General features: G+C 34.2%; 19 protein-coding genes. 15 read left to right on the top strand and 4 right to left on the bottom strand.

Annotated elements, in window-relative coordinates; translation table 11 throughout:
• The first annotated feature begins 5 nt into the window (after positions 1-5).
• The 4 genes from QJV49_RS01290 (at position 6) to QJV49_RS01275 (ending at position 5074) form a co-directional block, all read left to right on the top strand.
• Positions 6-401, top strand: coding sequence for a hypothetical protein (locus QJV49_RS01290; protein WP_225511449.1), 396 nt, complete (start codon positions 6-8; stop codon positions 399-401).
• Between the two features lie 240 nt (positions 402-641).
• The gene (locus QJV49_RS01285; protein ID WP_241892256.1) at positions 642-2216 is read left to right on the top strand and encodes a zinc ABC transporter substrate-binding protein AdcA; all 1575 of its coding nucleotides are present in this window, start codon (positions 642-644) and stop codon (positions 2214-2216) included.
• Between the two features lie 300 nt (positions 2217-2516).
• Positions 2517-4472, top strand: a complete 1956-nt coding sequence (locus QJV49_RS01280; protein ID WP_225511447.1) for a MucBP domain-containing protein — start codon at positions 2517-2519, stop codon at positions 4470-4472.
• Between the two features lie 74 nt (positions 4473-4546).
• Complete coding sequence (locus tag QJV49_RS01275) at positions 4547-5074, top strand: DUF805 domain-containing protein (RefSeq protein ID WP_225511446.1); 528 nt, start codon at positions 4547-4549, stop codon at positions 5072-5074.
• 64 nt (positions 5075-5138) lie between these two features.
• Here the strand turns inward: QJV49_RS01275 and QJV49_RS01270 are convergent, their stop codons facing one another.
• Entirely contained in the window at positions 5139-6524 is a 1386-nt protein-coding gene (locus tag QJV49_RS01270; RefSeq protein WP_225511445.1) for a Xaa-Pro peptidase family protein, read from the bottom strand.
• Entirely contained in the window at positions 6517-7278 is a 762-nt protein-coding gene (locus QJV49_RS01265; protein ID WP_225511444.1) for a DeoR/GlpR family DNA-binding transcription regulator, read from the bottom strand. The genes QJV49_RS01270 and QJV49_RS01265 overlap by 8 nt, the downstream gene beginning before the upstream one ends.
• A 195-nt stretch (positions 7279-7473) precedes the next feature.
• On the opposite strand from QJV49_RS01265, the gene QJV49_RS01260 reads away from it, so the two are divergent.
• From QJV49_RS01260 to QJV49_RS01230, 7 genes are all read left to right on the top strand, one after another.
• A complete protein-coding gene (locus QJV49_RS01260) occupies positions 7474-8205 on the top strand; it encodes an alpha/beta hydrolase (protein WP_058206445.1) in 732 nt (243 codons plus the stop codon).
• A 92-nt stretch (positions 8206-8297) separates the two neighbouring features.
• Positions 8298-8843 carry a GNAT family N-acetyltransferase gene (locus QJV49_RS01255; RefSeq protein WP_015426521.1) on the top strand — a complete coding sequence of 182 codons (546 nt, stop codon included), beginning with the start codon at positions 8298-8300 and terminating at the stop codon, positions 8841-8843.
• A 222-nt stretch (positions 8844-9065) separates the two neighbouring features.
• Complete coding sequence (gene ylqF / locus QJV49_RS01250) at positions 9066-9914, top strand: ribosome biogenesis GTPase YlqF (RefSeq protein WP_225511443.1); 849 nt, start codon at positions 9066-9068, stop codon at positions 9912-9914.
• Positions 9915-10025: 111 nt separating this feature from the next.
• The gene (locus QJV49_RS01245; protein WP_225511533.1) at positions 10026-10799 is read left to right on the top strand and encodes a ribonuclease HII; all 774 of its coding nucleotides are present in this window, start codon (positions 10026-10028) and stop codon (positions 10797-10799) included.
• A 591-nt stretch (positions 10800-11390) separates the two neighbouring features.
• Positions 11391-12221 carry an XRE/MutR family transcriptional regulator gene (locus QJV49_RS01240; protein ID WP_225511442.1) on the top strand — a complete coding sequence of 277 codons (831 nt, stop codon included), beginning with the start codon at positions 11391-11393 and terminating at the stop codon, positions 12219-12221.
• A 143-nt stretch (positions 12222-12364) separates the two neighbouring features.
• Complete coding sequence (gadC, locus tag QJV49_RS01235; protein WP_225511441.1) at positions 12365-13876, top strand: glutamate:gamma-aminobutyrate antiporter; 1512 nt, start codon at positions 12365-12367, stop codon at positions 13874-13876.
• Positions 13877-13895: 19 nt separating this feature from the next.
• Positions 13896-15296, top strand: coding sequence for a glutamate decarboxylase (locus tag QJV49_RS01230; protein ID WP_225511440.1), 1401 nt, complete (start codon positions 13896-13898; stop codon positions 15294-15296).
• A 110-nt stretch (positions 15297-15406) separates the two neighbouring features.
• Here QJV49_RS01230 and QJV49_RS01225 read toward each other — a convergent pair whose 3' ends face one another.
• Positions 15407-16153 carry a mechanosensitive ion channel family protein gene (locus QJV49_RS01225; RefSeq protein ID WP_225511439.1) on the bottom strand — a complete coding sequence of 249 codons (747 nt, stop codon included), beginning with the start codon at positions 16151-16153 and terminating at the stop codon, positions 15407-15409.
• 160 nt (positions 16154-16313) lie between these two features.
• Here QJV49_RS01225 and QJV49_RS01220 point away from each other — a divergent pair, with 160 nt between their 5' ends.
• Entirely contained in the window at positions 16314-17336 is a 1023-nt protein-coding gene (locus QJV49_RS01220; protein WP_003130182.1) for a branched-chain amino acid aminotransferase, read from the top strand.
• 32 nt (positions 17337-17368) lie between these two features.
• Here the strand turns inward: QJV49_RS01220 and QJV49_RS01215 are convergent, their stop codons facing one another.
• The gene (locus tag QJV49_RS01215; protein WP_003130183.1) at positions 17369-17980 is read right to left on the bottom strand and encodes a sugar O-acetyltransferase; all 612 of its coding nucleotides are present in this window, start codon (positions 17978-17980) and stop codon (positions 17369-17371) included.
• 168 nt (positions 17981-18148) lie between these two features.
• Here QJV49_RS01215 and gltB point away from each other — a divergent pair, with 168 nt between their 5' ends.
• From gltB to QJV49_RS01200, 3 genes are all read left to right on the top strand, one after another.
• The gene (gene gltB, locus QJV49_RS01210) at positions 18149-22609 is read left to right on the top strand and encodes a glutamate synthase large subunit (protein WP_225511438.1); all 4461 of its coding nucleotides are present in this window, start codon (positions 18149-18151) and stop codon (positions 22607-22609) included.
• Complete coding sequence (locus QJV49_RS01205; protein WP_225511437.1) at positions 22609-24048, top strand: glutamate synthase subunit beta; 1440 nt, start codon at positions 22609-22611, stop codon at positions 24046-24048. The genes gltB and QJV49_RS01205 overlap by 1 nt, the downstream gene beginning before the upstream one ends.
• Positions 24049-24163: 115 nt before the next feature.
• Positions 24164-25423, top strand: coding sequence for a diaminopimelate decarboxylase (locus QJV49_RS01200; RefSeq protein ID WP_225511436.1), 1260 nt, complete (start codon positions 24164-24166; stop codon positions 25421-25423).
• The last annotated feature ends 71 nt before the right edge of the window (positions 25424-25494 follow it).

Here is a 25494-nt window from a genome sequence, read left to right as displayed (position 1 = left end):
GATGAATGAAAAAATTTTTTATTGGGATACTTTCACTACTCATACTTTTTACAATTACGGCTTGCAGTAAGACCAGTAGCTCATCAAAAGAGAGCAGTCAAAGTTCGACAAGATTGATAAGAGAGTCTTCCAAAGAAACTCAAACAAAACAAGCTAGTTCAACAGAACTGAGTAGCAGGAGTAAGCAACAAAGCTCAGAAAATATATACTATGTTCAATTAAAAAAGGCTTGGCAAGATGAATTAGATTACATTAATTCGATAAGTGATCCCCATATCAAACAGGCAGTCCAATCACCTGAATCTGCCGCAATCTTTAAATCTAATGAACTAATCAATCAACATCCTGAAGATACCTCTGTTATCAATGAAAATTTGAAAAAGGTGCTTTCAGGTCAATGAGAAAATTAAATAAATAATCTAAAAAGACTTTTTAATTAAGTCTTTTTTGTAAACTAAAATTACTTAACCGGTTGACAAATTATAAAATTTTAGATATACTTAACTGGTTAACTATATAAGGGGGTGTTTTATTGAAAAGTGAAATTTAATAGGAAATTAAATATTTTTTTGACTATAAAGTTAACCGGTTAATCAACTACTAACTGGTTTGGTATTTATCTCTAGATTAAATGAGTAAAGATGATTATTTTTAGGAGGATTTTAAGAGTGAACTTAATCAAGTGTAAGAAAAAACAGATTGTTAGTGTATGTTTAGGCTTAGTGGCTTTAATATTTTTAGCTGCTTGTCAGAATACAAATTCAAAAGAAAATGAAAAAAATGCCAGTTCAAAACTATCAGTTGTTACCACCTTTTATCCCGTTTATGAATTTACAAAGAATGTTGTGGGTGAGGCTGGAGAAGTATCACTATTAGTACCAGCAGGTACAGAGCCTCATGATTATGAGCCTTCAGCAAAAGATATGTTGAAAATTAATAAATCAGATCTTTTTGTTTATCATAATGATAATATGGAAACTTGGGTAGGAAAGTTGAAAAATACTTTGGGAGAAAAATCGCCCAAGGTTATCGAAGGAACAAAAGAAATTGTTTTACTTCCGGGATCTGACGATGAACATGAACACTCAGAAAACGAAAGTGATCATCATCATGAGTATGACCCACATACATGGCTTTCACCAAAGATGGCGATTAAAGAAGTAAAGACAATTGAAGCTCAATTAAAAAAACTCTATCCTAAACAAGCTAATCTTTTCAGTGAAAATGCTGAAAAATATATTAAAAAATTAAGTAAACTTGATCAAAAATACAATGAAGAACTAAAAGATGCTAAGCAGAAAAATTTTGTGACTCAACATGCGGCTTTTCGATATTTAGCATTGGACTATGGCCTTAATCAAGTATCTATTGCAGGTTTAAATCCAGACAAAGAGCCTTCAGCTAAAAGATTGGGGGAATTAAAAAAATATGTTGAAGCTAATGGCATTCAGTATATTTATTTTGAAAAAAATGCTAATGATAAATTTGCCAAAACGCTCGCTAAAGAAGCAAAAGTAAACGTTGAGGTGCTTAATCCATTAGAAAGTTTGACGAAGAAAGAACTTTCAGAGGGTGGGAATTATATCAAAGTTATGGAACAAAATTTAATAGCACTTAAGAAAACAACAGAAACTGAAGGAAAAGACATTCAAGCAGAAGAGAAAAGTAAAGAAGTAAAAACGGTTGCCAATGGTTATTTTTCTGATGCTGATGTGAAAAACCGTTCCTTAAGTGATTATAGTGGAAATTGGCAATCAGTCTATCCTCTCTTGGAAAAAGGAACATTAGACCAAGTGTTTGAGCTTAAATCTAAAATTAATAAGGACATGTCAGCTGCTGAATATAAGGATTATTACGGAAAGGGTTATAAAACGGATGTCGACCAAATTTTAATAGATGATAAAACGATGAGTTTCGTTAAAAATGGAGTAAAAGAGAGCTATACATATCAATATAAAGGTTTCAAAATTCTAAACTATAGTAAAGGAAACCGTGGGGTCCGTTATTTATTTGAATCAAATGATCCCAAGGCCGGTGAATTTAAATATGTTCAATTTAGTGACCATAATATTAGCCCCGTAAAGACAAGTCATTTTCATATTTTCCATGGTGGAGAGAGCCAAGAAAAAGTTTTATCTGAATTAGAAAATTGGCCAACTTATTATCCGAAAAAGTTGACGGGCTTTGAGATTGCTCAAGAAATGATTGCACATTAGTAGCGTGTAATATAAGGGTAATTAAATGTTGTTAAATAGTAAAAAAAGTTTTTCAGAGCAAACTGAGAAACTTTTTTTTACTACAAATTAGAAATTGAAATAAATTAATTAATTTGTTTACCATTAAGAATAAAAGAAGTAAAGTGAACAATAGGTAAAGTTAATAACGATAGAAGTACTAAATGTAATAAATAGTCTAAAATAGTGTTGAAATATATATGTTTTAATATTTTTGAAATGGATTGACATGTAAACGCTTGTGTGATAAGCTGTAACTTAAACATTACACAAGGAGTTATTATGAAAAAGATACATTTAAATAAATGGAAACATAAGAGTACCCTTTATCTTATGCTGTTTTGTTTGTCTATACCATTGGCCTTAACACCATTAAGTGTCTCGGCAACTGAAACAGAATCTGAACAAACAGTACCAACAAGTCAAAAAGATGCTTCTGAAACTACACCTGAAAGTCAAACGGTGGAATCCTCTACTGATGATCAAAACCAAAGCAATTCCACGGTTTCCTTGCCAGAAAGTTCTTCTACTATTAGCTTAGCACCTTCTGAAAGTCTGACTTCTGATTCAAAAAAAATGGCGCAAAAAGAGGAAGTAGTTGCATCAACAACGGTTGCTGAACCAAAAGCAGCAGCAAGTTCTACAATCTCTGTACCAGACCCAAATTTAAAACAAACAATTTTATCAACTTTAGGGCTTGCAACGACTGCTGAACTGACTCAGACAGATATGGATAAATTAACGAATTTAACTTTAAATTCAGTAGATATTTATAGCCTAGTTGGACTTGAACATGCAACTAATCTTTCATCAATTTATATTAATGTCAATAACAAAATCACAGATTTTAAACCATTAGAATCATTAACCAAACTGACATTTGTTACCCTACAAACTAGTTCATTAACCAGCGATAACTTTCCAAATCTTACAGCAAGTCAGGGTTTGACAAATTTGTCAATTGGTGGCACTAGCGTGGATAATTCTGTATTAGCAAAAATTGTTAATTTAAAAGCTTTAGTAAGACTTTATATGGATAGTAATATGAATATTACAACCATTGAGCCATTAAAAGTTCTTCCGAATCTAAAGAGTCTTAGTGTTCAATTTTGTGGAATTACAGATTTTACTGTCATCAAAGATTTTCCAATAATGTCTGACTTGGCAGCATTTGGTCAAAATACTGGAAGAAATGATCCTCCAACTACAGTGACAAGATCGACCTTGAAATATAATGAAGATGAGCAAAGTGTTTATATTCCATTTTCAATGATGCCTAATCGAATGACGAATTTTGATGGTTATATTCCTCCTTTTTCAACTTCAAACTCTGCTAGTAATACATATTTTGATTTTAATGGAACTCAACTTCAAGCCAGTCATTTGCAAATAGATGACAAAGGAATCACTATCAATTCAGTTAGTCCTGAAGAATATCAAGGAATAAAATCTTTTGAGTATAATGCTCGTTTAAATAACCCGGCAGGAACGTATGCAGTTCCCGATGGTTACACGTTCTATGCAATATCCTCAGGTACCTATTTACATCAATTTGATGTCGTTGATGATGGCGCACCAGTCACGGTTAAGTATCAAGATGAAAATGGTCAAGAACTAGCACCGTCAGAGGTTTTAAACGGCTATGTAGGAGCAACTTATAATTCAAAAGAATTAAGTTTCCAAGGATACTCTTTAATTAAAGTGGATGGAGATGCGACTGGTAAATTTACGGATAGTCCTCAAACAGTAACTTATATTTATCAGAAAAATGCTAAGATACTTGGTCAAGTGACGGTCAAGTATATAGATACAGATGGTAAGGTACTTTTCGGTGATGTTATTCAGACAGGTAATATTGGTGAAACTTATCATACAGAAAAGAAAGAACTAACTAGTTATACTTTCAAAAATATAATTGGTAATGCTTCTGGTCAATATACTAATAGCCCTCAAACAGTGACTTATGTTTATGAAAAAAATGCTAATCCTAATAAACCAGAAGAAGTTCTTCCAGATTCTAGTGATAAAAATAATGTAAATCCAGGCTCTAGAGACAATGAAATAACTAAAGGGTCTAAGAATGTTAAAGATAAAGAATCAGTTGCAAATTCTAAAGAAAATAACCTACCTGAAACAGGTGATAAAGAACAAGGAATGAAAAAACTTACTTTGTTTGGTTCTTTCTTGCTCATACTTGGTTCACTTGTGCTATTTATTCGATTTAGAAAAGTAGATTAATTATAACAATTATTTCATAAGAGCTTTGTTTTCTTAGGTCTTTTTTAATTAATATTAATAAAAAAGGAGGGGCAATGGTTGGAGAAGTTGTTTTAGTCAATGCCTATAAAAAATTTTTTAGAGAATATTTTAATTTTAAAGGTAAAACGAGTCGGCTTGATTTTTGGTATGTCATATTAAGTTTATTAATATTTTCGATCATTCCAACAGCCATTTTATCTTACTTAATTTTTGGTTCTTTAATGAATATTTCAGGTGGAGAAAATGTTCAAGAAATAATGGAGAGTACATTTCTTAATATACCAATTTTTATTATTGGAATCATCTATTTGTTTTTACTTGTCCCAGTTATTACGATGACTGTTAGAAGATGGCGTGACGTCGGGTTAAGAGCAAGTGGTATAATTTTGATATTCTGTTTATTGGTGCTAGTTGTGATTCTAGGTTTTATAATTCATCTGAAACAAAATATAATTATTGATTTTCTTATCATTATAATTTCATCAATGTTTTTGATTACTTTAATGCCTTCCCAAATATGTTGTACTAATTCTAAAAATAGGATTAGTCAATTCTTTTTTTGCTCAAAAAGTGAAAGATAGTTTTATGTGAAAATAAAAGAAGAATTCTGCTGAATAGAATTCTTCTTTTTTATAAGTATTAACTTTATTTGACTTTCAAGGCTTTCGACTTTTCTAAGAGGAAAGGTCTTAGGTAGCCCACTGTATTTGATAAAGGAAGAACATCGGAACTTAAATTGATGTTTAAATCATTTATGATGTAGTTTCTTCGAGTTATAATTCTTTGCCATAGTTCGGGATACTCAGTTTTAAGCTCATTTTGAAGGGACTGATCAGCAACAGCTACGCATTCTTCAGCACTTACACCTGCTAAACCTTCTACAGACGGAATAATATCAATTTGAAAAATCATTCCACTGGCAATTTTCACTTTTGAATTTTTATAGAAAGGAGAGGCCATCCATTCTTCATCAGCGACATAGTGTCCTGGATTTAAATGCCAATTGTACTTTGCTTTTGGCAAATTTTCATCAATCATTTTATAGAAATCATTTCCCGACATCCCGATGGAAATATTTTCTAACCATGAAACGACTCCCTTATAATAAGGAATGACAAGATCAGTGAGATAATGCTTTTGGTTATCTGGCAATTCTTTTTCTTCATTGACTAAAAAACCAGTTCGACTAGACAAGCCTCCCTTGAAACCTGTTGTCATTGAAATTGGTTCTCCAAAGTTTATTTCTTTATAAGTGGGATAGAAGTTGGCCTTTTTAAATCTTTCACCAGAAGCTGCAATTGTAATTACAGAGTGGGCTTGTCCTTCATCAGAGAGTATTGCTCCAATTTCGCTTTCCTTCATTCCTATTTTAAGCTGATTCATGGCATTTAGAATGCAACGAGAGGCAAGATTAGCTCCATATTCATAATGCGCGAGTTCGTTTGCATTGTTTATCGTCCGAATTCCTTTTGGACCAATGAGGAGGTGAGCAGCGTTAGTTAAAATTGTATCTGTTGAGAGTGAATTCTTTACTGCGTCTACGATAAAGTAGGGAAGATCAAATAATTCTGAAGGCTCTTCGTTTTGTGTGGTAAACATCTTCCAGCCAATCAAGCCGATTTTTTTGTTTTTATAAAGTTCTAACTCCTTAAAGATTTGAGTTAGATTTTTTTCGTTATCCATGGGCTGATTTGGCAAAGAAAATTGAGGGTAATGAATAAGATTAGCTTTAATTCTTGAGTGTTTAGACATTTTTAAATTCTCATTACCCAAAACAAGCGTGGCTTTATAATTTTTATCAATAATGAGCAATCCTTCTTCAAAACGTGGAATAAATCCAGTAAAGTATTCAAAATTGCTTCCATGTTCTTTATCTGCATAGATAATTAATGTATCGTATTGTTCCTTAGCCATTATTGATAAAAGCTTTTCTTTTCGATCTTCTAACGTTCTGTCCGTTAGTGTAACCGGTGGAACATTATTAAAGAGCTTTGGTTCGTTTATTTTTTCGTAAACAATTTCTTTATTCATTTATAGTCACCACTTTCACATTATTATCATTTAAATTATTCATCAATTCACCTTCAATTTTTTCATCAGTGATGAGGTAGTCTATTTCTTTTAAATCACAAATTTTAAAGAATCCTCCTTTATTAAGTTTGGTATGATCTGCTAGCGCTATGACTTGCTTTCCTTGTTGAATCATTTTTCTTTTGACGATGCCTTCCTCTTCAGTATGGATAAATAAACCATTATTAGAAAGAGCGAAAACGCCTAAGATTGTAAAATCAACTTGATATTCAGAGAGTTTTTCAACGGTTTCCGCGCCGTACAAGAATAGTTGATTCTTGTTTAATTTTCCGGGAAGAAGTTGTACAGTTGCGTTCTCATACTTCGAAAGTAATATTGCATTGGTGAGGGAGTTTGTGATGGTTGAGATAGAGAGGTTATCAAGCTGTTTTATAGCAGCTTCGACGGTTGTTGATGAATCAAAAATAAGAGTGCTATGATCTTTTATGAGAGTTTTTATTTTACTTGCTATTTTTTTCTTTAGAATGTTGGAAATATTTGAGCGTTCTTCATAATTCAAAATTTCAGCCTCTTTGCCGATTGGAATTGCTCCACCATGAACCCGATGCAATTTTTTTCTGGATTCTAACTTTATTAAATCTCTCCTAATTGTATCTTTTGAAACTTCAAGTTTTTGAGCTAGAAAATCAATTGTGGCACTGCCTTCTTTATCAATGATTTGGCTAATTTTGGATAGTCTTTCTTCTAATAACATTCTCTCTCCTTTTTAACTATCATAACACAGTACACGAAATTAAGCAATAAGTTGCAATTATTTAATCGAAAATATGCTAAAAATGCAAGTTAATGCAAAATGTTTATTTATCTTATTATTATAAATATATAATCGTTTTAGTTTTTGTTGTCATGTTATAATAATTATAATATCAATATGGAGAATGAAGTAAGAATGAAAAAAAGTAAGTTAAAGAAAATTTTAGGTTTTTCGGGAGTGGTAATACTGATAATTGCTACGTTTATATTTTTTTACCTTAAGACGAATAGCTATCATCCCACTTCTGAAGCTTTAAAAATTTCACAAAAAGCTGAAGTTCAGAATGATACCCTTGTATTTAAAGGAAATCCTAAAAAAACAAGCATTATCTTTTATCAGGGGGCTCTAGTAGATAATAAGAGTTATAGTATTTGGGCAAATAAACTTGCTAAAGCAGGATATACGGTTTATCTAATAAAAGAACCTTTAAATTTAGCAGTGTTTAATCCAGATAAAGCTTCCTCAATTATTAAAACGAATAAAATCAATAATTATGTGGTCGGTGGCCATTCATTAGGTGGGGTAATTGCAAGTCGGTTTGCAGAAAAAAGAATATCTGATTCATCATTAAAAGGAGTTTTCTTTTTGGCTAGTTATCCTGATAAAAAAGGAAGTCTAACTAATTTTAATGGAGGAATATTATCTATAGTTGGTTCTCAAGATGGGGTCCTAAACTGGTCATCATATCAAAAGGCGAAACAATATCTTCCACAACAAACGAAGTATATTACTATAGAAGGTGGAAACCATAGTGGATTTGGGAGCTATGGTTTTCAAAAAGGAGATAAAAAGGCGTCAATTTCTAATCTTCAACAGCAAGAAGCAATCTTTCAAACATTAAAGAATTGGCTTATAAGACTAGATTAGATATTTTATACTAATAGTAAAAGGACTTCATTATGACCTCTAAATCTTTTTTGATATAATCGATATATTACCCTTAAAGTAGAGGAGAAATAATGAATTTAGAAATAAAAAATGTATCTAAAACTTTACCGGAATATCGTCAAGTCATAGATTTAGTTAAAAATTCTTTTCCTAAAGAAGAACAATATCCAATTTGGTTGCTAAAACTTTGGGCCTTGAAGAAAAATGTACATTTCTGGGCTTACTATCAAAATGATGAATTTTGTGGTGTTTCTTACCTTGTGAGTCATGAAGAGATGACTTTTGTTTTATATTTAGCAGTTAATAATCAGGTTCAGTCTAAAGGTTATGGTTCAGCGATTTTAGAAACTTTAAAAGAAAAATTTTCAGGTAAAAATATTACTTTGAACATTGAGAGACTTGATCCGAGTGCAGATAATTATGAACAGAGAGTAAAACGTCTAAAATTCTATAAAAAGAATGGTTTTTATGATACAGACTACACAATTACTGATCGGGGAGAAACTTTCTTAACTTTGACAACATCCCCCTCTTTCTCTGTAGAGGTTTTTAAAAAGGTCTTAAGAGAATTAACTTTGGGTCTTGATTTATTAAAAATCGGAAAATCTGAATCCTGAAAATTGAGGATTACAAAAAAAGTTGAAAAATGCTAAAATGGATAAGGTAATCTTTGTCCATTTTTTATATTCTTTTGGGTTTAAAAGAGGGCAAAAATTAGAATTCAAATTTGTATTCTTTTAGTAGAATAAAAACTCAGCTAAGCCTTGATTCTTATCTGAATGTGAAATTAGAAATATATAAATGCTGTAGAGATTACAGTTGATTTGAGGAGTATTAATATGGTGATACAATGGTTTCCTGGGCATATGTCCAAAGCACGTCGTCAGGTGCAAGAAAATTTAAAATATGTTGATTTTGTGATTGAATTGGTTGATGCTCGTCTCCCTATTTCTTCATGTAATCCGATGTTAGGGCAAATTATTGGGGATAAACCAAGAATTATTGCTTTAAATAAAGCTGATTTAGCTGATTCTAATGCGGTAGCACAATGGATTGAATATTTTGATGAACAAGGATTTGTAACTTTAGCCATTAATTCTAAGGAAGAATATACAGCAAAAAGATTAACTGTTGCTGCTAAAAAATTGATGGCTGATAAGGTCGCTCATGATAAAGAGCGCGGCATTGCTCATACTACTTTGCGAACAATGATTATCGGAATTCCGAATGCAGGGAAGTCAACTTTGATGAATCGTTTAGCAGGTAAAAAAGTTGCAGTGACTGGGAATCGTCCGGGGGTAACTAAGGGTCAACAATGGATTCGAACTAATAAAGAATTAGAATTATTGGACACACCGGGTATTCTTTGGCCAAAATTTGAAGATCAACTGGTTGGTTTAAAATTAGCTTTGACTGGGGCAATTAAGGATGATTTATTACCAATGGATGAGGTAACAATTTTTGGATTAAATTATTTTTTAAAGAATTATCGAACAGTCACAATGAAACGATATCGAATGACAGAAGAAGATTTGGAGCTTGAAATTCCAGACTTAATTATGGAGCTAACTGCAAGATTTGGTTTCCGTGATGATTATGATCGTTTCTATAATATGTTTGTCAAAGATGTCCGCGATGGAAAACTGGGCTTGTTCTGTTTGGACGAAGTTGGGGTTGATGGACTTTGATTTTATAAGTGTATGAATACTGACAGATTTTGAACGCTAGTTACATAAATATTGTTATGTAAAATTATTGACAGAAAAGCTGTCAGTAATTTTTGAGAGTTGGTGAGTAAAATGGGACAAACCATTAAAGAAATTAAAGCGACCTTAGCCAAACTGACAGACTTGTCAGCAAAAGAATTCTTAGAATATGAAGCCGATGAACGGGCTGGGGTTCAAGCGGCTGTTAAAAGTAGAAAAAAACAAATTTTAGCAGAGTTAGCAGAAGAGGCTCGCTTGGAACAAATGTTAGAATTTGAGAAGGAACTTTATAATCAAGAAATTGAATTAATTGCAGGTATTGATGAAGTTGGTCGTGGACCACTTGCTGGTCCCGTAGTGACTGCAGCAGTCATTTTACCTAAAAATTGTAAAATTCGGGGTTTAAATGATAGTAAAAAAGTGCCAAAATCAAAACATCATGCTATTCTATCTGAAATTCAAGAAAAAGCTTTAGCAATAGGAATTGGGATTGTTGATGCGGAAAAAATTGATGAAGTAAATATTTATGAAGCAACAAAAATTGCAATGATTCAAGCAGTATCAAAATTATCTGTTAAACCTGAACACCTCTTAATTGATGCTATGGCTTTGGATTTACCTATTGCACAGACAAAAATTATTCACGGAGATGCTCGCTCAGCCTCGATTGCGGCGGCTTCAATTGTTGCTAAAGTAACTCGTGATGAAATGATGAAAGAGTTTGCTCGTGAATTTCCTGAGTATGATTTTGAACATAATGCTGGTTATGGAACAGCAAAACATCTTGAGGCTCTAACAAAATATGGTATTACAAGAATTCATCGCAAGTCCTATGAGCCGATTAAAACAATGGTCAATTTTAAATAGTAGATTCTGTCAGTAAAAATATGTAAAACGTGAACGATATCTGTTCACGTTTTTTTTCTGATAGGCCTGTCAGTAATTATTTTTCAGTGATTTAAAAAATATAATTTAGTAATTATTTAGGCTACCATTTCTTTTAATAAAAACAAATTTTATATTAACCTAAATGACATAATAAATAAAGAGAGTTTTTTATAGAATTAGTTACTTATAAAATAGTTAAAATTGGTATAGTTACATCTGTTATAATTTACAATATTTTTTAATAATATTTATTTTAACAAAATGTTTATATCAAAATTCTGGTAGAGCACGTGATGACCCCAGTATAAGCTTTTACACTATTTTCTTTAATAGCCTAAGAGAAATATAAAGTAATATAAATGTTTTTTTATTATAAATTATGTGAGAGATGCTTTTTGTATGAACTGGTATAAATTTGACGATTAAGTCTTAAATAAGTTATAATCTCAATTGCGTAATTTCTTAAATACAGAAATAACAACTACATTGACATACTGATTAAAGGGTATAGTTAATAAACTGTTATAAATCTTGAAAAACAATAAAATAATAGTTTGGAGGATGTTAAAAGTGTATAAAAAATATGGAGATTGTTTTAAAAAGTTACGAAACCAGAAGAATTTAGGATTATCATACTTTAGTAAACTTGGAATAGACCGGTCAAATATATCTAGATTTGAACATGGAAAGTGTATGATGAGTTTTGAGCGCATAGATTTGATGTTAGAAGAAATGCAAGTGCCTTTAGCTGAGTACGAATTGATAGTAAATAATTATATGCCGAATTTCCAAGAATTTTTTATATTAGAATTGGAAAAAGCTGAATTTAGTCAAAACCGAGATAAAATAAAAGAGTTATATTCTGAAGTTAAAGAAACGGGGAATCATTTACTGACGATTACCGTAAAAACGAAGCTTGGGACTATTAGTCAGACAGAAGTTAAGGAAATTGAAACTTATCTTTGTAATATTGAAGAATGGGGATATTTTGAACTAACTTTATTCTATTTTGTATCTGATTTTCTCAATGTCAAACAATTGGAATTGTTGCTTTTTAATTTTGACAAAAGATGTGAAAATTACTGTAGAGTCTTAAAATATAGAAGGAGACTGTTGCAAATAGCCTATAAAAGCGTTGCGATATACGCGGCTAATGGAGAAAGAACAAAAGCCGAAAATATTTTAGAAATGACTAAAAAATATCGAACTGTGGGTGTCGATTTATATTCAGAAGTATTAAGACATCTTGCTAGAGGTATCATTATTTTTAATTTTGAAAATGCAGAAGTGGGAGAAGAAAAAATAAATTATGCGCTTGAAACTTTGGAAGAATTTGGAGGAATGAAGATAAAAGAATTCTATCAGAAAAAAATGGAAAAGTATTTGAAAAGGTCAATCTAGTCTCTTTTGAGCTGTTGCTTTAAAGCAACAGTTTAAAAGAGATTTTTTTTATTCTGGAGCATATACTAGAAAATGAAGATGAGTTGTATGAGGCTATATAACATGTCTTTTAAAAAATTCAATCATAAATATAAGGAGGTATGATGAATCAAAAAAAATTATCATTATTCGGTTTTTTCGCATTAACCGCTTCAATGGTTTTGACTGTCTATGAGTATCCAACTTTTGCCACGTCAAAATTACATTTGGTGTTCTTTTTACTTCTCGGAGGGCTACTATGGTTTTTGCCCGTAGCGCTCTGTGCAGCAGAAATGGCGACGGTTGAAGGTTGGAAAAATGGTGGAATCTTTAGTTGGGTGAGCCAAACTTTAGGGGAGCGCTTTGGTTTTGCGGCAATATTTTTTCAATGGTTCCAAATTACAGTAGGTTTTGTTACTATGATCTATTTCATTTTAGGGGCCCTCTCTTATGTGCTAAATTTTCAGCCACTTAATACAGACCCATTGATTAAGTTTATTGGTTTACTTGTCATTTTTTGGGGATTGACTTTTTCACAATTAGGGGGAACTCAGCGGACTGCTAAATTGGTAAAAGCTGGTTTTGTCATTGGAATAGTAATTCCGTCAATTATCTTGTTCGTTTTAGCAGCGATATATTTTATAGGAGGTAACCCTATAGAAATTCCGATTAACAAACATGCTTTTGTACCAGATTTTTCACAGCTATCCACATTAGTAGTCTTTGTTTCTTTTATTTTAGCTTATATGGGGGTCGAAGCCTCAGCTTCGCACATTAATGAGCTTGAAAATCCAAAGAAAAACTATCCTTTAGCAATGATTCTGTTGGTTATTTTAGCAATCTCTTTAGATGCAATAGGTGGTTTTTCAGTAGCTGCAGTGATTCCTCAAAAAGAACTATCCTTGAGTGCGGGAGTTATTCAAACTTTCCAAATGCTAATTTTACATTTTAACAGTCACTTTGGATGGCTAGTTAAAGTAATTGCACTTATGATTGCTTTTGGAGTAATGGGAGAAGTAAGCTCTTGGGTTGTTGGTCCTTCTAGAGGAATGTTCGCAGCGGCTCAACGAGGATTACTTCCTAAGCTATTACGCAAAACAAATGCGCACGAGGTACCAGTGCCTCTAGTCATGATACAGGGTGTGATTGTGACTCTTTGGGGAGCGGTACTAACATTTGGTGGAGGAGGAAATAACTTATCATTCTTAGTGGCTATTTCCCTGACCGTAGTCATTTATTTGATAGGTTATTTACTATTCTTTATAGGTTACTTCGTTTTAATTTATAAAAAGCAAAATTTAAAGCGTACTTACAATGTTCCGGGAAAACTACTAGGAAAAACGATTATTGCAGGAATTGGGTTCTTATTATCTGTGTTCGCTTTGGTTATTTCCTTTGTTCCACCAGAATCAATTGCGAAAAATGAAACTCATACTTATCAAATTATATTATTCATAAGCTTTGCTGTGACAGTGATTTTGCCATTTATTATATATGAATTGCATGATAAAACGGGACATGATACTATTGAAGTACCAACACACTTTAAAGCAAGGGATGTGAACCCTGCGATTTATCCAGCAGCTCGCGGAGAGCATCATATTATAAAAAAAGAAGAACATATTTTAAAACATTAAAAAATTGGAGGATGTACCTATGTTATACGGAAAAGAAAATCGCGATGAAGCAGAATTCTTAGAACCTATCTTCGGCTCAGAAAGTGAGCAAGTGGATTTGCCTAAATATAAATTAGCTCAACAATCAATTGAGCCACGAGTGGCCTATCAGTTAGTTCAAGATGAAATGTTAGATGAAGGGAACGCTCGTTTAAATTTAGCCACATTCTGTCAAACTTATATGGAACCTGAAGCAGTCAAACTAATGAGTCAGACCTTGGAAAAAAATGCGATTGATAAATCGGAATATCCAAGAACAACTGAAATTGAGAACCGTTGCGTCAACATGATCGCTGACCTTTGGAATGCGAGTGAAAAAGAAAAATTTATGGGGACTTCAACAATTGGTTCTTCAGAAGCTTGTATGCTTGGTGGAATGGCCATGAAGTTTTCTTGGCGCAAGCGAGCAGAAAAATTAGGATTAGACATTAATGCGAAAAAGCCAAACTTAGTTATTTCATCTGGTTATCAAGTTTGCTGGGAAAAATTCTGTGTCTATTGGGATATTGAAATGCGTGAAGTCCCAATGGATGAAAAACATATGTCCATAAATTTGGAAAAAGTGATGGATTATGTTGATGAATATACAATCGGAGTTGTTGGTATTATGGGAATCACTTATACTGGTCGTTATGATGATATCAAAGCTTTGGATAATTTGATTGAAGAATACAATAAAAAGACAGATTACAAAGTTTATATTCACGTAGATGCTGCTTCAGGAGGACTTTATGCTCCTTTTGTTGAGCCAGAACTTGAATGGGATTTCCGTTTGAAAAATGTCATTTCAATCAATACATCAGGCCATAAATATGGTTTAGTTTATCCTGGTGTAGGTTGGGTTTTGTGGCGCGACAAAAAATATTTACCAGAAGAATTAATTTTTAAAGTAAGTTATCTTGGAGGAGAATTACCAACGATGGCGATTAATTTTTCTCACAGTGCCTCTCAATTAATTGGTCAATATTATAATTTTGTCCGTTATGGATTTGATGGGTATAAAGCTATTCATGAAAGAACGCATAAAGTAGCCATGTATTTAGCAAAAGAAATTGAAAAAACAGGAATGTTTGAAATTATGAACGATGGGTCACAATTGCCAATTGTCTGCTATAAATTAAAAGAAAATTCAAATCAGGGTTGGAATCTTTATGATTTGGCAGATCGATTACTGATGAAAGGTTGGCAAGTGCCTGCTTATCCACTTCCTAAGAATTTGGAAAATGAAATCATTCAACGTTTAGTGATTCGAGCAGATTTTGGGATGAATATGGCATTTAACTATGTTCAAGATATGCAAGAAGCGATTGATGCTTTAAATAAGGCTCATATTCTATACCATGAGGAACCTGAGAATAAAACATATGGCTTTACTCATTAAAAAAGTTAATAGTCATCTTAATCAAAACAAAAGCGATATAGATTAACTATATCGCTTTTATTTTGATGATAAATTATGTTTTTTCTATTTAGTCATAAGTTTGTCAGTGATTATTTTTCATAATATTTATCTAAAATCTCCATTTTTAAAGGAGTAAGCTTAGATAATGGGGCTGTTAAACTTGTTCTTAAGAAGAGTTTGTCTTCAATGTTGATAATTCCTAAATATTTAAGTTGAGGATAATTTGCATTAACTTCCATAATTTGATTTTTTCTTTCAATCAGATTTTCACTTGTTACTGGCACATCAAGATTAACAGTTCTTTCTTTATATGAGTAGTTTTTAAGAGCTGCAATATTTCGATTAGGAATAAAAGTCGTTGCGCCATCAGCGCCAATTACTGTAATTGAACGAATTCCTACAGTTTTTACTACCCCTTCGATGTCAAGGCCAGCAAAAGCCACAGTATCTCCAACGTTGATTTGATGTTCAACGATAATAAAGAAGCCATTGATAATATCAGCGACTAAATCTCGCCCAGCAAAACCTAGAGCAACTCCGAGAATACCAGCACCAGCAAGGATATTTGCAACAGGAATTCCGATGACTCCTAGAACAGTATAGATATAAAGAAAAACTGTAAGATAATGGATGGCACTGGTTGTCAGTCGAGAGAGGGTTAAAATTCTCGAAGTATCCGTCCATTTTTGCTCACTATAATTTTTAAATAAGCGTTTAACGATACGAGAGCCGGCTTGATAGAGAATAAAAAAAAGAATACTAATTAATAAAATTGTAATTGCTTTATCTAATAAAAATAAACCAAAGTCTTCCCAGTTTGTTTTTAATAAGTTCATTTTTGCTCCTTTGTTCAATAATTTTATAAATTCATTTATAGAGAAATTGACTATATTTGAAAAAATTGTTTGAACTTTTACTGAATTTCATGAATATTTTCTTGTTTTATGTTACAGAAAATAATATAATCTATTATAACAAAAAAATTTGGAGGATGTTATGGCAATTAATTTAGACTGGGAAAATTTAGGATTCAGCTATCGGAACTTACCTTTTCGTTATATCGCTCGTTTTAAAGACGGAAAATGGAGTGCTGGAGAACTAACAGGAGATAATCAACTTCATATTAGTGAATCATCACCTGCTTTGCACTATGGTCAACAAGGTTTTGAAGGATTAAAAGCTTATCGGACAAAGGATGGGTCAATCCAGCTTTTCCGTCCTGATCAAAATGCTGCTCGTTTGCAAAATACGGCGCGTCGACTTTGTATGGCAGAAGTTCCAACTGAAATGTTTATTGATGCAGTTAAACAAGTCGTAAAAGCCAACGAAGATTTTGTGCCTCCTTACGGGACGGGTGCAACGCTCTATCTTCGTCCACTTTTGATTGGGGTTGGTGATGTTATTGGTGTGAAACCTGCTGATGAATATATTTTCACCGTTTTTGCTATGCCGGTTGGTTCTTATTTTAAAGGCGGATTGGCTCCTTCAAAATTTGTAATTTCAAGAGATTATGATAGGGCAGCACCACTTGGTACAGGAGGTGCCAAAGTTGGAGGAAATTACGCAGCTTCTTTACAAGCAGAAGTTGGTGCCAAAGCTTCAGGCTATGCAGATGCGATATATCTTGACCCAAGCACACATACTAAAATTGAAGAAGTTGGTGCAGCAAATTTCTTTGGAATTACAGCTGACAATGAATTTATCACACCATTGAGTCCATCTATCTTACCTTCAATTACTAAATATTCTCTTCTTTATTTAGCTGAACATCGTTTGGGGCTCAAAGCGATTGAGGGTGAAGTTTATGCTAAAGATTTAGGTAAATTTGTTGAAGCAGGAGCTTGTGGGACAGCAGCAATTATCTCTCCAATTGGTCGTATTGACGATGGAGAAGATTCTTATATTTTCCATTCAGAAACAGAAGTAGGACCAACGGTTAAACGTTTATATGATGAGTTGGTTGGTATTCAGTTTGGTGATGTTGAAGCACCAGAAGGCTGGATAGTTAAAGTTGATTAATTTAAAAAGCTAAAGAATACTCTTTAGCTTTTTTATTTTGAAATAAATAATTTATCTTTTTTAATCCATTCTTGGTCCTCTGTTCGAATTGGACGAATCACTTGGCAAGGATTACCAGCAGCAATCACATTTTCTGGAATATCTTTGGTAACGACACTTCCTGCACCAATAATACTATTGTCACCAATGCTTACACCAGGAAGAAGGCTGACATTTGCCCCCAACCAGACTTGGTTCCCAACCGTAATTGGCTTTGAATAGACCCCACCAGCAGTTCTTAAACTTGGATCTTCCGAATGATTGGCAGCAAATAAACCACAGCGGGGGCCAAAGTAAACATTATTGCCAATCGTGACCTGATTACAGTCTAAAATAATCATATCATGATTAATGAGGACATTATCGCCAATTCTTATATTGAAGCCAAATTCACAGCGAAAATTAGATTCAATATAAGGATTTTTACCTAAATGTTCAAAAAGATTCTCTAAGATTTCTGGATGATAACCCTCATTGTTATTAATTTTTTGATTATAACGGCGGCTTTCAAAAAGGGCATGGTTACGATATTCAGACAAGTCTAAATCGGCGTCATCGTATGTTTTTCCTGAATTAATTAGTGTCTTTAATTGTTTCTTATTCATTCTTTTATCTTACAATTTTAGTCTCTTTTAGTCAATTGTAAGGGTTTTTATATTTTTGATAAAGCTACTAAAAATTACATTTATATATAATTGTCAGAATATATTGATATTTCATCGAAATTTTAGTAGAATAAAAGAACCAAATTGTAAAATAAAAGAGGTTGTGTTATGAATAAAAAAGCTAAACAAGCCATGAAAACGACACTTTGGCAGCCTGATTTTGAATCGGATGCTTGTGGAATGGGCTTCATTGCCCAAATTGACGGTAAAGCTAGTCACCTTTTAGTTGAGAGAGCGCTGACCATGTTAACAAGGATGAATCATCGTGGTGGAACGGGTGCTGAACCAGAAACCGGAGATGGGGCAGGTATTTTACTTGCTTTGCCTGACGAATTCTTTCGTAAAATTGCAAAAGAACATGATGTAGAACTACCAAAACTTGGTGATTATGCCGTAGGGCAATTTTTCTTATCGCGTAAGGAAAATAAAAAACATCAAGAATTAGAAGCGATTAAGGCAGCTGTTAAAGCCCAAGGTTATGAAGTCTTATTCACGCGCACAGTTCCTTTTAATTTTGAAGCATGTGGAGCAACGGCTCAAGGAATTATGCCATCTTTTGTTCAAGTTTTTATTGAGAAAAAATCATCTGAAAAAGCTGTCAGCGAAATTTCTAATTTTGAAAATGATTTATTTATTATCAGACGAAATTTAGAAAAACGTTTTGACGAAGAGGAATTATATATTTGTTCATTATCTAGTCAGACGATCGTTTATAAGGGAATGCTTCACGCTTATCAAGTAAAAATCTTTTATCCTGATTTGTCTGATGAAGATTTCAAAAGTCATATTGCTCTGACACATAGCCGTTTTTCTACCAATACTTTTCCTTCTTGGAATCGGGCTCAACCTTTTCGTTTTCTAGCACATAATGGCGAAATTAACACGCTTCGTGGAGCTGAAAACTGGATGAAAGTCAACGATATTGAAATGTATAATGAAGAAAATTCTGATTCAGCCAAATTAGAAAATTGCATGGAGTATTTCTATCGAAATGGTCGAGAACTTCCAGAAAGTTTACTGACCATGATTCCTGAGGCTTGGGGAGAACAAACTGGTTTAAGTCCAGAATTAAAAGCTTTTTACGAATATTCAACTGCTCATATTGCGCCTTGGGATGGCCCAGCAGCTTTAGTATTTACTGACGGAAAAACAGTTGGCGCAAGACTTGATCGAAATGGTTTACGTCCAAGTCGTTATCTTGTGACAAAGGATAATTTTATCATTCTGTCAAGCGAATCTGGTGTGGTTGATATCCCAGCTGATGAAATCATTGAAAAATCAGTTCTTGGACCTGGTAACATGTTGTTAGTAAATACTGACGAAGGCAAAATCATTCGTAATGAAGAAGTTAAGAGTTATTATGCTAATAAATATCCATACCAAGAATTTCTGTCAGCAGGTTTGAAAAAACTGTCAGCATTGACAGAAAGTAAAAAAACAAATCCAATTCCGTCAGCAAAAATGAATACCTTATGGAAATTATTTGGTTATACTGACGAAGTCATTCGGACAGTACTTTTACCAATGGCAGAATCAGCTAATGAACCTACAATTTCAATGGGCTTTGATGCTCCTTTGGCAGTTTTATCTGACCAAGCTCAATCACTTTATAATTTCTTCAAACAACAATTTGCTCAGGTGACCAATCCACCAATTGATGCGATTAGGGAACAAATTGTTATTGGAACAGAAACCTATTTGGGAGAAGATGGGAATCCAGCAAAAATCACAGGTGAAAATGTTCGTAAGTTAAAATTAGACAGTCCAGTCCTTTCAACAGCTGACTTTGAAAAAATCTTAGCATTGAAGGAAGAACATTATCATACAGAAGTTATTTCCACCCTTTATGATAAGGATGACCTTTTAGAAAATGCATTGAACAAACTCTTTTATAAGGCAGAGAGTTTGATTAATCAAGGAACAACTATTATTGTGCTTTCTGACCGTGACTTTGCTGAAAGTAAAGTTCCAATGCCTATTTTACTTGCTTTGTCAGGACTTTATCATTATATGTTAGGACGTCATAATGCGTCTAAATTTGCAATTATTGTAGATACAGCTGAGGTCTGCGAAGTTCACCAATTTGCAGCGCTTGTAGGCTATGGGGTTTCAGGAATTCATCCTTATGGTGCATACGCAACCCTTTCAGATTGGGGTATGGGAGCACCTGAACAACTTGAAAATTTCCGTCATGCGGCAGAAAAAGGTATTGTTAAGGTCATGAGTCGGATGGGGATTTCAACAATTGTCGGTTATAAAGGGGCTCAACTTTTTGAAGCAATTGGTTTATCTAAAGAAGTTGTTGACAAGTACTTCACAGGTACGAGTACAAGAATTGGCGGACTTTCTCTTGCCCAAATCGAGGAAGAATATCGTTTGCGATATGAGAAAGCTTATGGACATCGGGCACAGGATTTATTGGAAACAGGCGGTTCTTTCCAATACCGGGCGGATGAGGGAGAACATCATATCTATGACCCACAAATGATTTACCAAATTCAAAATGCTGTCCGTCAAAATGATTTTGAAAAATATAAAAAATATAGTCAGTATCTAAATGATATTGCTCTAAAAACGCCGACAAGCTTACGTCACACTTGGAAAATCAAATCTGATCGTAAGTCTATTCAGATGAGCGAAGTAGAACCCGCTCGTGAAATTGTTAAACGTTTCAAAATTGGGGCCATGTCATTTGGATCATTATCACAAGAAGCTCACGAATGTATTGCTCAAGCCATGAATTCTATTGGGGCAAAATCTAATTCGGGTGAAGGTGGTGAAAATGCCAAACGTTATGGCACAATCAATAATTCTAAAATTAAACAAGTCGCTTCTGGCCGATTTGGTGTGTCAGCTGCTTATTTAATGTCTGCCGAAGAGATTCAAATTAAAATTTCACAAGGTGCTAAGCCAGGTGAGGGTGGCCAATTGCCAGGTAAAAAAGCTTTTCCTTGGGTAGCAGAAGTCCGAAACTCAACTCCTGGAGTCAGTTTGATTTCACCACCGCCTCATCATGATATTTATTCCATTGAAGATTTGTCGCAACTTATTTTTGACTTGAAAAAAATTAATCCTTATGCAAAAATCAATGTCAAGTTGGTTTCATCGACTGGTGTTGGAACGATTGCTACAGGATGCGTTAAGGCAGGAGCTGATAAAGTTGTTATTTCTGGATATGATGGAGGAACTGGAGCTAGTCCTAGAAACTCAACAAGAGATGCAGGACTACCTTGGGAAATGGGATTGGCAGAAGCACATCAAACACTTAGTTTGAATAACTTACGTGACCGAATGATTTTGGAAACTGATGGTAAAGTAGTCACAGGTCGAGATATTGCGATTGCTGCAATGCTAGGTGCTGAAGAATATTCATTTGGTAGTTTAGCTTTGGTTGCGATTGGATGTATCATGACAAGAAATTGTCATTTAAATACTTGTCCCGTAGGTATTGCCACACAAAATCCTAGATTAAGAGCAAATTTTGCTGGAAAACCAGAGCACATTGTACGTTTAATGGAATTTATGGCTGAGGAAGTTCGAGAACTTTTAGCCGAACTTGGTTTTAGAACAATCAATGAATTGGTAGGTCATGCCGAGCTCTTGCAAGCTAAAGAAGATTTACCAGCTAAAATGCGAGGTTTGGACTTTAGCCGTATGCTTGGTCATGCCTTACCGATTGCAACAAGACATAGTGATCCTTTTGCTAATCCTCGTGCTTGGAAAGAGTTAGACCAATTTACGGAGGCTACACTTAATACTGGTTCTCAGGCAACGGTTCATGGCACGATTAAAAATATTAATCGAACAACGACCGCGCGGATGGCAGGTTGGATTGCTGAACGTTATGGTAATTTTGGTCTAAAAGATGCTTCTGTTTGCTATCAATACGAAGGGGTTGCTGGCCAGTCCTTTGGCTCTTACGCAACCGCTGGTATGGAGGTTACTCTGATTGGCGAAGCCAATGATTATATTGGAAAATCATTGTCAGGTGGGCGTTTGATTGTAAAACCACCTCTTGATGCTGCTTATGATATTGAAAATACTTCTATTGTGGGGAATGTTTCGCTCTTTGGGGCTATCGGTGGTGAAGCTTATTTCCGAGGTCGTGCAGGTGAGCGCTGTGGTGTCCGAAATTCAGGAGCACATTTTGTTGTGGAAGGAACGGGTGACCATGGTTGTGAATATATGACTGGGGGTATCGCTGTTGTCCTTGGCACAACAGGTCGAAATTTTGCAGCTGGAATGTCTGGTGGTGTTGCCTATGTTTATGATGTCGCTGGAAATTTTGAAAATAAAGTGAATCGGGAAATGGTTGATCTTTATGCTTTAGATGAAACTTCAGGTGATGAAGTTTTAGAAGAATTATTGAAGAAACATTTGAATTATACTGATTCAGCAAAAGCAAAATTTATTTTAGAACATTGGCAAACAGAACGTGAAAAATTTGTCAAAGTTTATCCAAGAGAATATCATCATATTAAAAATGTTGAAGAAGATTTGGCTAAAACAGGCTTGTCAGGCGAAGCACTTACAATGACAACCTTTAAAAAAGTAACGGAGGTGAGCTAATGGCTGATCCAAATGGATTTTTAAATTATCCAAGAAATGATAATCCTTACCGTGAATTAGCGGAGCGGATAAAGGATTTTGCTGAATTGCAAGTTCCATTATCTACTGAAGAACGGCAAAAACAAGCGGCACGTTGTATGCATTGTGATGTTCCTTTTTGCCATCAAGGGATATTTTATGGGGGCAAACGGGCTGTCTCAGGTTGTCCAAATGATAATCATATTCCAGAGTGGAATGATTTGATTTATCGAGGACTACAAAGAAAAGCCTATGAACGTTTGATTTTAACCAATCCTTTTCCAGAATTTACTGGCAGAGTCTGTCCTGCTCCTTGTGAAAAATCTTGTGCCGAGGCCTTAAACGGTGCAGGAGTAACCATTAAAGATAATGAACGTTTCTTAGGTGATTTAGGAAATGATGAAGGTTGGGTGGCTGAAATTGGCAAAGCTGCGGAGCCGACAGGTTATAAAATAGCGATTATTGGGTCTGGACCTGCCGGTCTGTCAGCTGCTTGGCGTCTTAATCAATTGGGACATAGCGTTACTGTTTTTGAAAAATCAGATCGTTTGGGCGGCTTATTGATGTACGGCATTCCAAATATGAAATTGGATAAAAAAGTCGTTCAAAAACGGATGGATTTAATGACAGAACTTGGTGTGACTTTTGTCACGAATACTGAGATTGGAAAGACAATCAGTTATGAAGACCTGTCAGTAAATTTTGATAGAATTATTTTGGCGATTGGCGCAGGAATTCCACGTGATTTAAATATTTCAGGCCGTGAAGCAGTTGGAATTCGATTTGCCATTGATTTTCTGACAGAAACGACTAAAGCTGTCCTTGAAGAGGGCGAAGATAATATTAGTCAATCATTAAAAGGAAAAAAAGTAGTAGTCATTGGTGGTGGAGATACAGGGAACGATTGTATCGGAACGGCAGTCCGTTTAGGAGCAGCTTCGGTTTCTCAATTAGAAATCACGCCAAGTTTACCTACTAATCGTTTAGAAAATAATCCTTGGCCTGAGTGGCCGATGACCTTGAGAGCAGGTTACGGGCAAAAAGAAGCAGAATTTGTGGGAAATACTGATTTGACAACCTATCAAATGACTGCAACAGCTTTCCAAACTAATGCTGAAGGTCAACTTACAGGTTTAAAAGTAGCCAAAGTTGGGCCTGATTTCAAGGCAGTAGAAGGGACTGAACAAGTAATTGAAGCTGACTTAGTTTTACTTGCTATGGGATTTGTTGGCACTGACACAGGCTTACTGGATAAATTTGGTGTTCAAGAAATTTATGATGACTATCGAACAAATAATGACAAAGTTCTAGTTGCAGGAGATGCCAGACGAGGTCCGTCTTTGGTTATTTGGGCAATCCGTGAAGGAAGAAAAACAGCCGAAATTGTTGATGAACAATTAATAAAAGTGGCTACAGCATAATTTATCATTCTGTCAGTAAAAAAAGTTTCTGTCAGTAAAAATGGCAGGAACTTTTTTGTGTCCAAGCTTTTGATGATATGCTATACTTATAAATAATCTAAAAATGAGGTGAGAGATGAAGACACCATTTGTAACAAAAGAACAATTAGAACAAATCACAAAGGAATTTCCAACACCATTTCATCTTTATGATGAAAAAGGAATTCGTCAAAAAGCGCGTGACCTTCACAAAGCCTTTGCTTGGAATAAAGGATTTAAAGAATTTTTTGCTGTGAAAGCGACACCCACACCAGCTATTTTAAAAATTCTTCATGAAGAAGGGTGTGGAGTTGATTGCGCCTCTTATGTTGAATTGTTACTTTCCGAAAAATGTGGGTTTGACGGCTCTGAGATGATGTTTTCATCAAACGATACTCCAGCTGAAGAATTTCAATTTGCTAATCAATTGGGTGCGACAATCAATCTTGATGCCTATGAAGATATTGAATTTTTGAAAAATCTGACAGATTTTATTTTTCCGGAAACAATAAGTTTGAGATACAATCCCGGTGGAGTTTTTGCTATGGGAACAAAAATTATGGATAATCCAGAAGAATCTAAATTCGGAATGACAAAAGCCCAACTCATCCAAGGAATTAAAGATTTGCAAAAATTAGGCGTGAAAAAATTTGGAATGCATAGTTTTTTGGCTTCAAATACAGTGACAAATGATTATTACCCAGAACTTGCTCGCAAGCTCTTTAAGCTTGCTTTAGAAATTCGAGAAGAAACGGGAATGACCCTTGATTTCATTAACTTATCAGGTGGAATTGGTGTAAACTATCATCCTGATGAGGAGGCAAATGATATTGCCAAAATCGGTCAAGGTGTTCATGAAGCTTATGATGAAGTTTTGAGCGCTAACGGAATAGAAAATCTAAAAATTTATACCGAATTGGGACGTTTTATGCTTGCTCCACACGGTCATTTGATTACAAAAGTTTTGCATCTTAAAGAAACTTATCGAAAATATGTTGGCGTTGATGCATCAGCAGTTAACTTGATGCGTCCAGCCTTTTATGATGCTTATCACCACATCACAGTTGCTGGAAAAGAAAATGATGAAGCTGCTGAAATTTATGATATTACAGGTTCTTTGTGTGAGAATAATGATAAATTTGCAAAAGAAAGAGCATTTCCTCAAATAGAAATAGGGGATTTATTAGTGATTCATGATACTGGTGCTCACGGATTCTCAATGGGTTATCAGTATAATGCTAAATTAAGAAGTGCCGAAATTTTGCTTCAAGAAGATGGAAAGACCCGTTTAATTCGTCGAGCAGAGAAGCCAGCTGATTATTTTTCAACATTAGATGGTTTTGATTTTACAATTTGAGAAATAAAAAGTTACTGACAGCTCCGTCAGTAACTTTTGTCTCATTTATCCTTTCTGTCAGTAATATAAAG

The sequence above is a fragment of the Lactococcus sp. NH2-7C genome (assembly GCF_029953655.1).
GTDB classification, from domain to species: Bacteria; Bacillota; Bacilli; order Lactobacillales; family Streptococcaceae; genus Lactococcus; species Lactococcus lactis.
Note: the sequence above shows the minus strand (reverse complement) of the source record. Positions and strands in the feature narration are given on the sequence as shown.